The sequence below is a fragment of the Pseudomonas sp. MWU16-30316 genome, assembly GCF_020515645.1.
Taxonomy (GTDB): Bacteria; Pseudomonadota; Gammaproteobacteria; order Pseudomonadales; family Pseudomonadaceae; genus Aquipseudomonas; species Aquipseudomonas cerasi.
Genome location: NZ_JAIZAZ010000002.1, coordinates 73,403 through 88,477, shown reverse-complemented (window position 1 = coordinate 88,477; position 15,075 = coordinate 73,403). Strand labels below are relative to the sequence as shown.

The 15,075-nt window shown below is 57.5% G+C and carries 10 protein-coding genes and 1 tRNA gene; 8 read left to right on the top strand and 3 right to left on the bottom strand.

What is annotated here, in order from left to right; translation table 11 throughout:
* Positions 1-12: 12 nt before the first annotated feature.
* The 3 genes from gmd (at position 13) to LCH65_RS07135 (ending at position 3,168) form a co-directional block, all read left to right on the top strand.
* Positions 13-1,044, top strand: coding sequence for a GDP-mannose 4,6-dehydratase (gmd, locus tag LCH65_RS07145; RefSeq protein WP_003414986.1), 1,032 nt, complete (start codon positions 13-15; stop codon positions 1,042-1,044).
* Positions 1,044-1,940 (top strand): GDP-mannose 4,6-dehydratase, encoded by an 897-nt coding sequence (locus LCH65_RS07140; protein ID WP_072365449.1) that lies wholly within the window; start codon positions 1,044-1,046, stop codon positions 1,938-1,940. Before gmd ends, LCH65_RS07140 begins: the two co-directional genes overlap by 1 nt.
* A 115-nt stretch (positions 1,941-2,055) precedes the next feature.
* The gene (locus LCH65_RS07135; protein WP_072365447.1) at positions 2,056-3,168 is read left to right on the top strand and encodes a glycosyltransferase family 4 protein; all 1,113 of its coding nucleotides are present in this window, start codon (positions 2,056-2,058) and stop codon (positions 3,166-3,168) included.
* A 63-nt stretch (positions 3,169-3,231) separates the two neighbouring features.
* Here LCH65_RS07135 and LCH65_RS07130 read toward each other — a convergent pair whose 3' ends face one another.
* The gene (locus LCH65_RS07130; protein WP_054080635.1) at positions 3,232-5,289 is read right to left on the bottom strand and encodes a methyl-accepting chemotaxis protein; all 2,058 of its coding nucleotides are present in this window, start codon (positions 5,287-5,289) and stop codon (positions 3,232-3,234) included.
* 669 nt (positions 5,290-5,958) lie between these two features.
* On the opposite strand from LCH65_RS07130, the gene LCH65_RS07125 reads away from it, so the two are divergent.
* Positions 5,959-6,035: transfer RNA gene (locus tag LCH65_RS07125), tRNA-Met, on the top strand.
* Between the two features lie 149 nt (positions 6,036-6,184).
* Here the strand turns inward: LCH65_RS07125 and LCH65_RS07120 are convergent.
* The gene (locus LCH65_RS07120; protein WP_072365445.1) at positions 6,185-7,081 is read right to left on the bottom strand and encodes a LysR family transcriptional regulator; all 897 of its coding nucleotides are present in this window, start codon (positions 7,079-7,081) and stop codon (positions 6,185-6,187) included.
* A 130-nt stretch (positions 7,082-7,211) separates the two neighbouring features.
* Here LCH65_RS07120 and lldD point away from each other — a divergent pair, with 130 nt between their 5' ends.
* Both lldD and LCH65_RS07110 read left to right on the top strand, forming a co-directional pair.
* On the top strand, positions 7,212-8,354 hold the full coding sequence (lldD, locus tag LCH65_RS07115) for an FMN-dependent L-lactate dehydrogenase LldD (RefSeq protein WP_072365443.1): 1,143 nt from the start codon (positions 7,212-7,214) through the stop codon (positions 8,352-8,354).
* A 126-nt stretch (positions 8,355-8,480) separates the two neighbouring features.
* Positions 8,481-8,744 (top strand): hypothetical protein, encoded by a 264-nt coding sequence (locus tag LCH65_RS07110; protein ID WP_003365686.1) that lies wholly within the window; start codon positions 8,481-8,483, stop codon positions 8,742-8,744.
* 163 nt (positions 8,745-8,907) lie between these two features.
* On the opposite strand, the gene LCH65_RS07105 is transcribed toward LCH65_RS07110, so the two are convergent.
* On the bottom strand, positions 8,908-10,788 hold the full coding sequence (locus tag LCH65_RS07105) for a methyl-accepting chemotaxis protein (protein WP_072365441.1): 1,881 nt from the start codon (positions 10,786-10,788) through the stop codon (positions 8,908-8,910).
* A gap of 376 nt (positions 10,789-11,164) precedes the next feature.
* On the opposite strand from LCH65_RS07105, the gene LCH65_RS07100 reads away from it, so the two are divergent.
* On the top strand, positions 11,165-13,087 hold the full coding sequence (locus tag LCH65_RS07100; RefSeq protein ID WP_054080631.1) for a methyl-accepting chemotaxis protein: 1,923 nt from the start codon (positions 11,165-11,167) through the stop codon (positions 13,085-13,087).
* Between the two features lie 545 nt (positions 13,088-13,632).
* On the top strand, positions 13,633-15,066 hold the full coding sequence (gene cysQ / locus LCH65_RS26220; RefSeq protein WP_072365440.1) for a 3'(2'),5'-bisphosphate nucleotidase CysQ: 1,434 nt from the start codon (positions 13,633-13,635) through the stop codon (positions 15,064-15,066).
* Positions 15,067-15,075: the final 9 nt, after the last annotated feature.

Here is a 15,075-nt window from a genome sequence, read left to right as displayed (position 1 = left end):
AAAAGACATAGCATGAAAGCAATCATTACCGGCATTACTGGTCAAGACGGCGCTTACCTGGCTGAGCTGCTGCTCGAAAAAGGCTATACCGTTTACGGCACCTATCGCCGTACCAGCTCCGTCAATTTCTGGCGCATAGAAGAGCTCGGGATCCAGAACAACCCTAATCTGCATCTCGTCGAGTATGACCTGACTGACCTGTCTGCCAGCATTCGCTTGCTGCAAACCACGGGCGCCACCGAGGTCTACAACCTCGCGGCACAAAGCTTCGTGGGCGTGTCGTTCGAACAGCCGTTGACCACTGCCGAAATCACCGGCATCGGCGCAGTCAACCTGCTGGAAGCCATTCGCATCGTCAACACCAAGATCCGTTTCTACCAGGCATCGACTTCCGAGATGTTCGGCAAGGTCCAGGCCATCCCGCAAGTAGAAAGCACTCCGTTCTACCCGCGCAGCCCGTATGGCGTCGCCAAGCTCTACGCTCACTGGATGACCATCAACTACCGTGAGTCGTACGACATCTTCGCCACCAGCGGCATCCTGTTCAACCACGAGTCGCCGCTGCGTGGCCGTGAGTTCGTAACCCGCAAAATCACCGATTCGGTTGCCAAGATCAAACTGGGCCTGATCGAGTCGTTCGAACTGGGCAACATGGACGCCAAGCGCGACTGGGGTTTTGCCAAGGAATACGTCGAAGGCATGTGGCGCATGCTGCAGGCTGATGAGCCGGACACCTTTGTCCTGGCCACAAACCGCACTGAAACCGTACGCGACTTCGTGAGCATGGCATTCAAGGCCACTGGCGTGACCATCAAGTGGGAAGGCGAAGCCGAGTCGGAAAAAGGCATTTGCGCAGACACTGGCAAGGTACTGGTTTCGGTCAATCCGAAGTTCTATCGTCCGACCGAAGTCGAGCTGCTGATCGGTAACCCTGCAAAAGCCAAGGAAGTCCTGGGCTGGGAACCGAAGACCAATCTGGAAGAGCTGTGCCGCATGATGGTCGAAGCGGATCTGCGTCGTAATGAAAAAGGCTTTTCGTTCTGATGAGTATTGCCGGCAAGCGCGCACTGATCACCGGAATCAACGGCTTTACAGGCCGTTTCATGGCGAACGAGCTTGCCGCCCAGGGCTGTGAAGTCCTTGGCGTCGGCAGTCAGCCTTCGGACAGTCCAGGCTACTACCAGGTGGATCTGGCAGACGTGGCAGGTCTTCGCAAGCTGCTGGCAGACACTCAGCCGGATATCGTCGTGCACCTCGCAGCATTGGCGTTCGTCGGGCATGGGGCAGCGGATGCTTTCTATCAGGTCAACCTGATCGGCACCCGCAACCTGCTCGAAGCGATCGATGCCTGCGGCAAGGTGCCTGACTGTGTGTTGCTGGCGAGCAGCGCCAATGTCTACGGCAATGCTTCATCCGGCATGCTGGATGAAACGACTCCGCCCGCACCGGCCAATGACTATGCCGTGAGCAAACTGGCGATGGAATACATGGCGAGCCTCTGGCACGCCAGGTTGCCCATTGTCATCGCCAGGCCGTTCAACTACACCGGCGTCGGGCAGGCAGAGAACTTTCTGCTGCCCAAGATCGTTTCGCACTTCGCACGCAAGGCCAGCACCATCGAACTGGGCAACCTTGATGTGTGGCGTGATTTCAGTGATGTGCGCGCTGTTGTCAGCGCCTACCGTGGTCTGCTGGAAGCCTGCCCGGTCGGACAGACGATCAACGTCAGCTCCGGCGTGACGCACTCGCTGCGCGAAGTGATCGACATGTGCCGGGAAATCACTGGCCAGGATATCGACGTTCAGGTCAACCCTGCGTTTGTCCGGGCCAATGAGGTCAAGACCTTGTGCGGCAACAACGCTCGCCTGCGTGCGTTGGTCCACGACTGGGAGACCCCGCCGCTTCGGGAAACCCTGAGCTGGATGTTGCCCTCCGCTTGATTGGTGGGCAGTTACAAAATAAGGCCTGTCTACCTGGTAGACAGGCCTTTCCTTTTTAAACACCCTTAAAGCCCGTGGTGAACGACTCAGCACGCATGGCTGAATCAGGCAGACGATGATCAAGGTTCTTCACTTCTTCAAAACCTACTACCCGGACACCACCGGCGGGATAGAGCAGGTCATTTTCCAGCTCGCTCAGGGCTGCCGTGCGTTGGATGTAGAAAGCCAGGTGCTGACGCTGAGCCCCTCCCCCTCCCCCGCTCGCCTGCAGGTCGCAGACCACCAGGTCACGCGCGTGAAGGAAAACTTCAATCTGGCGTCCACGGGCTTTTCTGCAAGCGTCTTCAGTCAGTTCAGGGAAATGGCCGCGGAAGCCGATCTGGTCCATTTTCATTTCCCCTGGCCGCTGATGGATCTGGTGCATTTCGCCACCCGCCATGGCCGGCCAACGGTGCTCAGTTATCACTCGGACATCATCAAGCAGCGCACACTGCTGAAGCTGTACAGCCCGTTGATGAACCAGTTTCTCAAACGCATGGACCGCATTCTGGTGGCCTCGCCCAATTACCTGCAGACCAGCGAGACCCTGAAACCCTTCGCCGACAAGACCGTGGTCGTGCCGTACGGGCTGGATCAGTCGGCCTATCCGGTGGTCCCGGCGCAGAAACGTTCAGAATGGCAACAGCGCGTGCCGGGCAAGTTCTTTCTGTTCGTCGGCGTGCTGCGCTATTACAAGGGCCTACATACACTGCTCAGTGCCTTGGAGGGCGTTGATTACCCGGTGGTGATCCTCGGTGGCGGACCTCAGGAGGCCGAGCTCAAGGAACAGGCCGAGAAACTGCAACTGCGCAACGTGCTGTTTCTCGGTCGACTGGACGATGAAGACAAGGCGTGTCTGCTGCAGATGTGTTACGCCCTGGTCTTCCCTTCCCACCTACGCTCGGAAGCATTCGGCATCTCGCTGCTTGAAGCCTCGATGTACGGCAAGCCGATGATCTCCTGCGAGATCGGCACCGGCACGACCTACGTGAATATCGACGAAGAAACCGGCCTGGCAGTACCACCGGAAAATCCGCTGGCGTTGCGCGAAGCGATGCGCCGCTTGTGGGAAGACCCGCAGAAAGCGGCCCGCTTTGGCGAGAACGCGCTGGCACGCTTCCATGAGGTGTTCACCGCCGAAAGGATGTGCGCGTCGACTGTGCAGGTCTATCAAAGCCTGCTGAAATGAATGTCATCTCTCGATGAATAAAAAAGCCCCATCACTGGGGCTTTTTACTGACTATTTGGCGTATCACCCCAACCGAAACCGCGCCGTATTGTCATTCAGCGCCCGACTGCCCTGACTCAAGGTATCCGCCGCCTGATTGACTGCGCGGGCACCTTGCAGCAAACGCCCTGCGGCCTGATCGACCTGCTGGATGTTGCTGCTCACTTCATCAGCGGTCGACGCCTGTTCTTCCACGGCGGTCGATATCTGCGCCAGCGTATCGGTCACACCCTGCACTGCCGTGGCGATTTCGCCCAGGCGGACGCCCAGCCCGGTCACCGACTGCGCATCGTTGACGGCTTGCCCGCAGGCCGCTTCCATCAGGTTGACCGCCTGCGTCACGGTGGAGCGCAAGCTGTCGACCGTGCCGGCGATCTGGGCGGTCGAGGCCTGGGTACGCTGGGACAGGCTGCGCACTTCATCGGCAACCACCGCGAACCCGCGTCCTTGTTCACCGGCGCGTGCCGCCTCGATGGCTGCGTTGAGGGCCAGCAGGTTGGTTTGTTCGGCGATGCCGCGAATGGCATCCACCACCGATTGAATCTGCTGGCCCTGCTCGCTGACCCGACCCAGCGCGGCGGCAGTCTCGGTCAGACGCTGATTGAGCTGCTGGATACTGTCAGTGGTGCGCTGGCTGTCCTGACTGCTTTGCTGAGCAATCTGACGCGTCTGCCGAGCGCTTTCCGATGCCTGCTCACAGCTTCTGGCCACGCCCTGGGAGGTGGCGGCCAGCTCGGTGGCTGCTGCGGCGATCTGACTGATCTGTTGTTGCTGGTCTTCGACCTCGCTCAGCGTTCCGCTGGACTGGGCATTCAGCGTCAGCACCGCATCGCCGACGCGAACCGTTTCCTGATTGACGCCCAGCAGGCTGGTACGCAGTTGCACCACCGCGACGTTCAGCGCGCGACTGATGGCAGCAAGCTCGTCACGGCCCTGCACAGCCACTTCCACACACAGATTGCCGTCACGCAGGGACTCAGCCAGCGTGGTGATGCCTTTGGCGCTATTACGGATCGAGGATTGCAGACAGGCGAACAGATAGATTGCCATGATCACCAGGACACAGAAGATCACTGCCATCGGGATGAACTCGGTGTTGGAGCTCTCGTGGTAGTAATCGAGACGTCCATTGAGCGCGTCAAGCGATTGCCTGCGCAAATCTGCCGTGCTGCCGGTCAGGGTGTCGATGCTCTTTTCGAACTCTTCAGGCTTGAGCTTGATGCTGCCGCCGAAAACACCGTCATCAATGACCTTAAGCTGCGTCTCCAGCACTTGTATTACTGCAGCGTACTTGTCCGCCCAAGGCTGCAACTGCTCGGGAAGCTTGGACAGCAGCAGGCCGGCAGCCTTTTGCATCTGATCCTTGGAGTCATCGATGCGACCGCGCAGATCACGCATTTGCAGACGGCTTTGCAGACTGAACTGACCCGATGCCACCGACGTCTGCCCGACACTCGACAGACGGCCGATACGCTCGATCAGGTCCGGCACTTGCTGGGTGGAGAGCTGCATGAGCATGTAGGTTTCAAGCCAGGGGTCGAGAATCAAACCGCTGTCCATCGCGATCTGCTCGCGCAGCGCCTGGACCAGATTCAGCACCGTAGTGAATCGGTCATAGCCATCAGGCCACCAGCCCACTGTGCGCAATGATGCCGTGTCCAGACCGGTGACAGCGGCTTGAAGCGTCTTGAACCGGTTCATGGTATCGACAGGCGCCTTTTCCTCGACCAATGCGGCCTGAACGCCTTCCAGCGCCTTGGCAATGCGAGGGATCCCCGCATCGACGTTGGCCATCGCCGCCTTCGCTGCCGGGGTCGGCTCGCGCAGGATATCGGCGGCTTTCCAGCGTGCGGCATGATCGCGCTGAGCGGACAGCTCGATGTTCAGATCGTCGAGCGCCAGCAACTGACGCACGCCGGATTGCTCCCCGGAAATGACATCGAGCTTGTTGCTGTACTCCTTGGTGATGACCCACGCGCTGCCCGCCAGCGGCAACATGAACAGCAGGAACAAGACCTGAAACTTGCGAGCAAAACCAAAATGTCCCATCAGGCGCATGCCTGGTGACAAAAGACTGTTCATGTCCTGCGACTCCCCGTGAACACCTGCCAGATCTGCACAAACAGAGGCGATGCCTTTTGTTGGAAAAACACTAGCAGCAAAATGCCATGTTATTGTTTCAATGACGATACGCGTCGCCTCAGATTGATACGCAAAGTGTCGCCATTCGTTGTTTTTGGCGTCAAAAAGCTTCTCAAACGAGCTATCAGGCACAACCAAGCAAGAACCGGACCGCCCAGCCGACGGGAAAAGCGCTTTACGGCAGCCATTTTCTTATCCCGTAAAAGCTCGAAACCAGGTGCAAGCTTTTGCAGCAGTGGCTCGCGATTTCAGCAAGCCGCGAAAAGATGTGGATCGAAGAGTTGATTCCGATGCTCGGTAAGCAGGCCTAGCAGGCGCGAGGCTCACAGAAGCCAAAAAAAGCCGCAAGCTGGCCAGCGCGCTGCACCCGGACCGTGAACAGGATGCCGATGAGCGCGAACGGACAACGGCGCCAAGGCCTGGCTCAGGGAGCGAAGGGAGATGGCCGAGTGCTATTCGATGACCTGAAGATACTCGACACCCTGTTCCGGTAAGCGCCCGGAAAGACGTTCCGACAAGCGCTGCCACCTAACCGGTTGATCGCACGCAATTATTTTTCACAACAACGCTTGACACATATGCGTTCTCCGAGAATAATGCGCGCCACTTGGCTACATAGCTCAGTTGGTTAGAGCATAGCATTCATAATGCTGGGGTCCGGGGTTCAAGTCCCTGTGTAGCCACCAAGTACCGATTCACAGTTTTCTTCTGATCACTGTGAATCAACAAGAAGCCCGCCTCGTGCGGGCTTTCTTGTTTCTGGACTTCCCGTTTTGTCACACCTCTTATGCCTCCCAGCCCCCCCTGCGTGTGCTTAAAGCACGCCTCCGGGATTTCAGGACGTCGTCGGGAGACGGGTTTCCCTAGCGAGCGCCAACCAGGCCTCGGCCGCAGGTGACAAGTGCGCGTTCTTGCGCCATGCCAACACCATATGCCAATCCGTATCCGGCTCGTCCAGCGCAACCAATCGAATCCCGTCGTGATAGTGCTTTTGCGCCAGCATCCTCGGCAAAAATGCGACACCCAGTCCTGCCGAGACCAGATCCACAATAAAGTCGACCTGACCACTGCGTGCAGTCACTTTGGGCGTAACGCCCTTGCGGTCGCAGGTCAGTTTGATCATGGTGTTCAGTGCAAACCCCACCTCGAAGAGGATAAATGGCGTTTCGGCCAGGTCTTCAATGACGACTCGTTTGCGCTTGGCCAATGGATGGTTCTCTGCCATGACCACCACCACCGGCTCGATACGCACATCCTGGTAATCGAACTCTTCACTGAACGAGTTCATCTTCAGCAGTGCTGCCAGCTCGACTTCTCCCGACGCCAGGCACTCATGCAGTTTGCTCGCGCCGTGTTCGGTGAGCTGAATATCGATATCCGGATAGCGGGCGCGGTATTGAGTGAACATGGCGGCGAAAAGCGCACCACTGCCCACGGGTGGCAGACCGATGCGCAACACGCCGCCCTTCAAACCACGCAGGTCGTTGAGCTCGGTCAGCAGATCGTTGCGCTCGGCCAACAGGGTCAAGGCGCGGCGGTAGACGATTTCACCGGCGGCGGTCAGTTCGCTGCGGTGGCCAATGCGGCTCAACAGCGGCGTGCCCAATTCGTCTTCAAGGGTCTTGACGGCTTTGCTGACGGTGGACTGGGTAAGCGATACCACGTCAGCGGCCTGGGAGAAGCTACCCTGACGTACCACTTCGACAAAAGTGCGTAATGTTCGAAGGTTCACAAGTATTCGATTTCCGACTGAATTTAAGTTGTATTAGTTGTTTTGATCATAGTCGGTTTTTCCGTAATCTGAATCTGCCGCTCACCCCTGGCGGCCTTGGTTCGTAGATTTATTCGCTCAGGAAAACGTCATGATTATTTCTTCGGCATCCGATTACCGTGCAGCGGCCAAACGCAAACTCCCGCGTTTTCTGTTTGATTACATTGACGGCGGTGCGTATGCAGAGCACACGCTGCGTGCCAATGGTTCGGACCTGGCCGATATCAGCCTGCGCCAGCGGGTCCTGAAAAATGTCGATAACGTGAGTCTTGAAACCAGGCTGTTTGGCGAATCCCTGGCCATGCCGATTGTCCTCAGCCCCGTGGGTTTGAGCGGAATGTATGCGCGCCGCGGTGAAGTTCAGGCAGCCAAGGCCGCGGCGAACAAGCGGATTCCATTCTGCCTGTCGACGGTGTCGGTGTGTTCGATTGAAGAGGTAGCGTCGCAGAGCAAGCAGGCGATCTGGTTTCAGCTATACGTGCTCAAAGACCGTGGCTTCATGAAAAACGCTCTGGAGCGTGCCAGGGCAGCCGGCGTCACGACGCTGGTCTTTACCGTCGACATGCCAACGCCCGGCGCGCGTTATCGCGATGCGCACTCGGGCATGTCCGGGCCTTATGCCGCGCCTCGACGCATTCTGCAAGCCATGACCAAGCCGGACTGGGCGCTGAATGTCGGCCTGCTCGGTCGCCCTCATGATCTGGGCAATATCTCCAGATACCTGGGCAAGGCCACCACGCTGGAAGATTATGTGGGCTGGCTGGCGAACAACTTCGACCCGTCCATCAGCTGGAAGGATCTGGAGTGGATTCGTGAGTTCTGGGAAGGCCCGATGATCATCAAGGGTATTCTCGATCCGCAGGATGCCAGGGATGCGCTGAGTTTTGGCGCGGACGGCATTGTGGTATCCAACCACGGCGGACGTCAGCTGGATGGCGTGCTGTCCACCGCCAAGGCCTTGCCGCCTATTGTTCAGGCGGTCGGCAGTGACCTGACGGTGCTGGCCGACTCCGGCATTCGCTCGGGTCTTGATGTGGTGCGCATGCTCGCTCTTGGCGCCAAAGGCATGTTGCTCGGACGCTCGATGGCCTATGCGCTGGGCGCCGATGGGCAGCGTGGCGTCGAGAATATGCTGGATATTTTTGCCAGGGAAATGCATGTGGCGATGACGTTGACCGGGGTGACATCGATTGAGCAGATCGACGAAAGCATCCTTGTTAAAACAGTTGCTTGAAGGCCGGGACTGGATCGTTACTCGAGTCGGCCTTTCGACGAACTGCATTTTTCACTCTGAATGCCTGGTCTATGCTCGAAAATGATGGCTCAAGACGAGCCAGCATTTCTCATGAAGGAGCGAAGCATGCGTAAACTCGTACTCTCAATGACCGCCGCCCTCTTCCTGGCGGGTGCTGTAGCGCCCGTGGCCTTAGCAGAGAGTGAGCTCGAAAAGGGTGTCCGACACGATAACCGTGAGCTGGATAAAGGTGTCGATCATGACGCCAAGGAAGTGGACAAAGGTGTGAAGCACGACGCCGACGAGGTCGACAAAGGTGCAAGGCATGACGACAAAGAGCGTCACAAGGCTGACAAGCATATCGATAAAGAAGTTAAAAAAGATCTCTGACCAAAAAGCCTGCCATTGAGCAGGCTTTTTTATGGGCGGATGACGCTGTAACGTCCGGCGGGTTTGATAAAACACCTACGCACAGGTGCTTCTAGCCCTCACCCTTACAGACCGGGCCATCTACTCAGGGCAAGTGGCCCGGCCTCTGTCACTGGATATACGGTCAAATCTTGAAACTGTCGACCAGTTGTTTCAAACGTCCGGCCTGTTGCGAAAGCGCAGCACAATCCTTGAGCGTTTCATTAAGGTTGGCCACGCCTTGTTGATTGAGCGTGTTGATCTGATTGATATCGATATTGAGTGTTTCGACAACAGCGGTCTGCTCTTCTGTCGCCGCAGCGACGGATTGATTCATGCCGTCGATATCGCCAATGCGCCGCGTTACATCGCGTAGACGACTACCGGCCTGATTGGCAACTTCGACACTTTCCTGACTCGACGTCTGACTTTCATTCATGTTGAGTACGGCGTGCTGAGAGCCGGTCTGCAGGCCGCCAATCATCTTGTGGATCTCGTCGGCAGATGTCTGGGTGCGATGCGCAAGGTTGCGCACCTCGTCGGCCACTACCGCAAAACCGCGTCCGGCTTCACCCGCGCGGGCAGCTTCGATAGCGGCGTTGAGCGCCAGCAGGTTGGTCTGCTGCGAGATGCCTTTGATGACATCAAGAATGTGGCCGATGTTTTCGGTGCTGGCGTTGAGTTGCTCGATCTGCGTGCAGGAATCACTGATCTTGGCCGACAACGCGCTCATGGCGTGGATGGTCTTCTCGACCACTACCTGACCGTCTTCTGCCTGATTGCGGGCCTCACTGGCCTGGATCGAGGCGTCCGATGCGTTGCGGGCAATCTCCTGGGTTGCAGCCCCCAGCTCGTTGATCGCTGCAGCGACGCTGTTGGTCCGGGCGCTCTGCTCATCGAAACCGACGATGGACGAGTTGGAGGAGTTGACCACCCGCTGCGACAGGTCATGCACCTGAAGCGTTGCGGAGGAGACCTCAGCGATGGACGCATGCACGCGCTCCACGAACTGATTGAACGAACCACCCAGTGCGGCGAACTCGTCCTTGCCCTGAATACTCAGACGCCGGGTCAGGTCACCCTCGCCCTGGGCGATGTCCTGCATCGCACGGCCCATGTCGGTCAGCGGGCGCATCAGCGCGCGAATGAGCAGGCTCAACAGCAACGCAATCACGGCAACGGCAATCAGCACGGCAACCATCGCCGAGCTGCGAAACTGGCTCAAGGGCGCATAGGCCTTGTCCTTGTCGATCGACAGACCGATGTACCAGTCAGCCGAGGGCAGCCCGTTAATCGGGGTGAATGACAGCAGCCGTTGCTGACCATTGAGGGTCACCTCACGCAGGCGCGCGTCCAGGCTGATGGTCTGTCCGGGGTAGATGTCCTTGAGATTTTTCATCACCTGTTCCTTGTCCGGACTGACGATGATCTGCCCGTCGCCACTGACCAGAAAGGCGTAACCCAGCCCACCGAATTCGACCGAGTTGATGATCTTGACCAGCGTGTCGAGGCTCAGATCGCCACCGACGACACCGGTGATCTGACCTGCCGCCTTGACCGGGCTGGCGATCGTTACCACCAGGCCACCCACGGAAGCCTGATAAGGCGCACTGAGAATGGTTTTGCCCGCGTCGACAGTGGACTTGTACCAGGGCCGCTGACGAGGGTCGTAGCCCACAGGCATGTCCACGTTGGGCCGCTGAGTGAACGTGCCTTTGCTGTCACCGACATAGGTGAACTGGAAGGTCGATACCAGCGCAGACTGCGATACCAGCCCGCTGAGATCGGAATTGACCCCCTGAAAGGCTACGTTCTGGGTGAGATTTTCCAACACCAGAATGCGTCCGCTCAGCCAGTTCTGGACGCTGCTGGCAGTCAGCTGACCCGCTTGGCCCACGGAGGACTCAAGGTTCTGGTTGATCGTCTTACGTTGCAGGTAATCGTTGTAAAAGGTGAACAAGGCGAACGCCAGCACCACTACACCGGCCGCGGCCAACAGGATCTTATGACGAAACTTCAAATTCATGACAAGGCATCTCAAAAGGACTGCTAGAAGAAGGCTCAGATGCCAGAGCAACTTGCGACACAAAAAATGTCATGCCCTGCACACACAATGAACCTACAACGAATAGGGTTTTAATCGCGTAAACACAGCCAATAGCGTGCCTTTCCCGTGAAATGCTGCGCTGTACTCCAATGACGTTGGCAGTGCTTTATAACGGTGTGCCGACGCAATTGATATGCCTGAAAAAAATACTCGGCGCGTTTTGGAACTTTCTTTATTTTTTATTTCAGCTTGGCCGGTCCCTGCCGATAGCGTCTGTATACCTCACCCTGCCCTGACCTGTATGCCATACCTTTCAGGGATAACACCGTTTCAATGGCAGTTGTTGGAGAATTCAATGAGTAGCTGGTTTGCAAACATCAGCGTGAATATGAAACTGGCCCTTGGGTTCGGTCTAGTACTTGTTTTTACAGCCATTCTTGCATTGACTGGCTGGACCAGCATGAGCGGGCTGATCAATCGCAGCAACTGGATGAGTGACATTACTTCACTCAATGCCCAGTTGACCAAACTGCGCGTGACACGCCTCCAGTACATGGTGGCCGACGGCGACGAGAAGGTTGCCGAAACCGTGCAGACTTCGCTGGACAGCTTCAAGGCGTATCAGGAAAAACTTCGGGCCTCGTTCAAAAGTCCCGAAAACGTGAAAATGCTCGATCAGTTGGGCATCGTGATCGCTGACTACCAGAAGTCCCTCAACAACATGCGCAGTGGCTACAAGGCCAGCACTGCGGCTCGTGATGAGCTGACGACCCATGCTGTCAAAAGCCTCGCGGTGTTCGAGCAGCTTGTGACTGAAGTCAAAAATATGGACCCGGCTGACGCCAACCGCTTCGAGCAGTACCGACTTGTCACCGACGCAAAAGATGACTTGAGACTCGCACGCTATGAAGTGCGCGGTTACACCACCAATGCCACACCTGAGACCGAGCAGGCAGCCGTCTCGAAACTGGATGCGGCCATCAAGGATCTGGATGCGCTCAAGGCAACCTTCAGCGGCACTCAGGCCGATCAGCTCAGGCAGCTGGAAGCCTCGTTGATGGCATACCGGGCGACCTTGCAGAACTTCAAGGCCGCCACGGGCACGATTGTCCAGGCGCGCAAGGAAATGACCACGCAAGGCCAGGATATCGTCAAGATCAGCGAGGACATGTACAAGCTGCAACTGGATCGCCGCGATCAGGAAAGCGCACAGGCACGTACCACTCAGATCGTCTGCACACTGCTGGCGATCATTCTGGGCATCATCGCCGCAGTCATCATTACCCGGCAGATTACCCGTCCTCTGCAGGAAACCCTGGCGGTGGTCGATCGTATCGCATCCGGTGACCTGACCCAGACCCTGGCCGTGACACGCCGAGATGAGCTCGGCGTTCTGCAGCAAGGCATCCAGCGCATGGGCACCACACTGCGCGAGCTGATTGGCGGTATTCGCGACAGCGTCGTACAGATCGCCAGTGCCGCCGAAGAACTGTCGGCGGTTACTGAACAGACCAGCGCTGGCGTCAACAGCCAGAAAGTCGAAACCGACCAGGTCGCCACCGCCATGCACGAGATGTCGGCGACGGTTGCAGAAGTGGCGCGTAACGCCGAACAGGCCTCGCAAGCCGCTTCCAACGCCGACCGCGAAGCGCGTGACGGTGACAAGGTGGTGGGTGAAGCGATCGCCCAGATCGAGCGACTGGCCAACGAAGTGGGTCGCTCGGCCGACGCCATGACTCAGTTGGAGCAGGAAAGCGACAAGATCGGCAAGGTGATGGACGTCATCAAGGCGGTGGCCGAACAGACCAACCTGCTGGCGCTCAACGCTGCTATCGAAGCAGCGCGTGCGGGTGAAGCCGGACGTGGTTTTGCCGTGGTTGCCGACGAAGTCCGCGGCCTGGCACAACGTACGCAGCAATCCACCGTGGAGATCGAAACACTGGTCGCTGCGTTGCAGAGCGGTACGCGCCAGGTGTCCAGCATCATGCTCAACAGCCGTGAACTGACCGTCAGCAGCGTGACCCTCAGCCGTAAGGCTGGCACGTCGCTGGGCAGCATCACGCAGACGGTGTCGAGCATTCAGGCGATGAACCAGCAGATTGCCGCCGCCGCTGAAGAGCAAAGCGCGGTTGCCGAGGAAATCAGCCGCAGCATCGTCAACGTGCGCGATGTCTCCGAGCAGACCGCTTCGGCCAGCGAAGAAACCGCTGCGTCCAGCGTCGAACTGGCGCGCCTGGGCGGGCAGTTGCAAACGATGGTCAGCCACTTCCGGATCTGATCACCCGGCGTTGACATCAAGCCCGGTCTTTACCGGGCTTGATTGTTTCTGCACTCCTGACAGTCACGCACATCTGCTTCTAAAACGAGTCCACTGCGACGTTTTGACATATTTCGTGAATGTTTAACGCCCAGTATTGAAGAGCTGCAGGCAAGCATTTTGCTGACGGACCCGACTTCGATGTCGCTTCAGCCGCCCTCCTTGAAGAGGTGTGCCCAGCATTGATTAGCCGCGAAGAGGTTTTGAGCGGTGGGGGTTTGTAGGCTTGAGGATGATCGTTAACGGGCGTCATGACAATGCTCAAATCAATCTGCCTGATGCTAAGCGACCGTTAGAACGGGCGATTTATGTATAGGCATTTCAAAACTGCTATACAGTGCAGTCCATTGAATCCTCTGACCGAAATCAAGTGCAAGTGGCTACGTTTCCGCAAACACAGCCGTCTGGGACTGTTGGATACGCTTGATGGCATTCAGGGCGGATGTGGAAAGGAGTGCAACCTGACTTCTTGTTAACCGCTTCTTAAGGGAATTACAGCGAGTACGATGATCGACATCCAACTTATCCGCCGAATTGCCGAGGGCGCCGGCCAAATCATAATGTGCGTCCATCCGCATGGATGCGTCGTCCAAAGCGAACAGAACGATAGTTCGCTGACTGAGGGCGATCAGCTTGCTCACAGGCATATCCTCACGGAGCTGAAGACGCTGACCCCGGAAATCCCTGTGCTCTCAGAGCCGTCGGCCCGGATGGACAGTGAACTTCGACGCCGGTGGTCGCGCTACTGGCTGATCACACCGCTAGATGGTACGAAAGAACTCAGCACGAAAAACGACGCCTTCACCGTCAACATTGCTCTGATTGAGCATGGCGAGCCCGTACTAGGCGTGGTACACGCGCCAGCGCTGTGCGTTAGTTATTGGGGATTACGTGGTCTCGGTGCCTTCAAGGCCTCAGCCGATGGCGACGTGCGACCCATTCGTGTAGCGGTACCGCCTGCGGACGAGCCTGTCTATCGGGTCATCGACGGTCGTTCATACGTCTCGGTGGAGTTCGATGCGTTCATGGCTGGCATGCGTCATTCTGAATTAAGCAGCATAAGCACCTCGCTAAAACTATGCCTGGTTGCAGAGGGGGCTCCCGACGTATATCCACGTATCGGACCGACCAGCGAGTGGGATACGGCGGCGGCACATGCGGTGGTCAGTGCAGCAGGCGGTCAGGTACTGGCTTGGCCCACACTGGAGCCTCTAAGTTACAGTCAGCGCACCGACACTCTTGTAAATCCGTTCTTTATTTTATGTGCTGCGCCGAGTTCGGTCTCGCTTCCGGAAGTTGGGCCCTGGAGGGACGGCATCGTCTACGAACGCCGCGAGCACAATAGTAAAGCGGAGGTGATCTGGCACCGTACCCAGGTTGACCAAACCATGCGCGCAGCCAGCCTCAACCAGCGCCCGCGGTGTATCTGGCTGACCGGGCTGTCCGGCTCGGGCAAGTCGACAATCGCCAATTCGCTGGAACTGTCTCTGCACAAAGCTGGACGGCATACTTATCTGCTTGACGGCGACAATGTGCGCCAAGGGCTAAACAAGGATCTAGGCATGACTGCCGAAGGTCGTGCGGAGAATATCCGTCGCGTAGGTGAAGTGGCCAAATTGATGGTGGACGCTGGAATGATTGTAGTGACCGCCTTCATTTCACCGTTCCGCGCTGATAGAGATAGAGTGCGTGCACTATTCTCGGAGGACAGTTTCATCGAGGTCTTCGTCGATACTCCGCTGCAAGAATGCGAACGGCGCGACGTCAAAGGGCTGTACGCCAAGGCGCGCCGAGGCGAACTAAAAGACTTTACCGGCATTGACAGCAGCTACGAGGAACCTATCAGTCCAGACGTGCATCTGTTTCCGGGCGAGAACAGCCTGCAAGCCTGTGTAGAAACCTTGCTGCGCGCGTTGGGTGAGCCACCCACCCGCAGTTGATCATGACCC

What these genes read in the sequence shown, in the direction of transcription:
- gmd (WP_003414986.1), top strand. Translation starts at nt 13, where the DNA reads ATGAAAGCAATCATTACCGGCATTACTGGTCAAGACGGCGCTTACCTG.
- LCH65_RS07140 (WP_072365449.1), top strand. Translation starts at nt 1,044, where the DNA reads ATGAGTATTGCCGGCAAGCGCGCACTGATCACCGGAATCAACGGCTTT.
- LCH65_RS07135 (WP_072365447.1), top strand. Translation starts at nt 2,056, where the DNA reads ATGATCAAGGTTCTTCACTTCTTCAAAACCTACTACCCGGACACCACC.
- LCH65_RS07130 (WP_054080635.1), bottom strand. Translation starts at nt 5,289, where the DNA reads ATGAACAGTCTTTTGTCACCAGGCATGCGCCTGATGGGACATTTTGGT.
- lldD (WP_072365443.1), top strand. Translation starts at nt 7,212, where the DNA reads ATGATTATTTCTTCGGCATCCGATTACCGTGCAGCGGCCAAACGCAAA.
- LCH65_RS07110 (WP_003365686.1), top strand. Translation starts at nt 8,481, where the DNA reads ATGCGTAAACTCGTACTCTCAATGACCGCCGCCCTCTTCCTGGCGGGT.
- LCH65_RS07105 (WP_072365441.1), bottom strand. Translation starts at nt 10,788, where the DNA reads ATGAATTTGAAGTTTCGTCATAAGATCCTGTTGGCCGCGGCCGGTGTA.
- LCH65_RS07100 (WP_054080631.1), top strand. Translation starts at nt 11,165, where the DNA reads ATGAGTAGCTGGTTTGCAAACATCAGCGTGAATATGAAACTGGCCCTT.
- cysQ (WP_072365440.1), top strand. Translation starts at nt 13,633, where the DNA reads ATGATCGACATCCAACTTATCCGCCGAATTGCCGAGGGCGCCGGCCAA.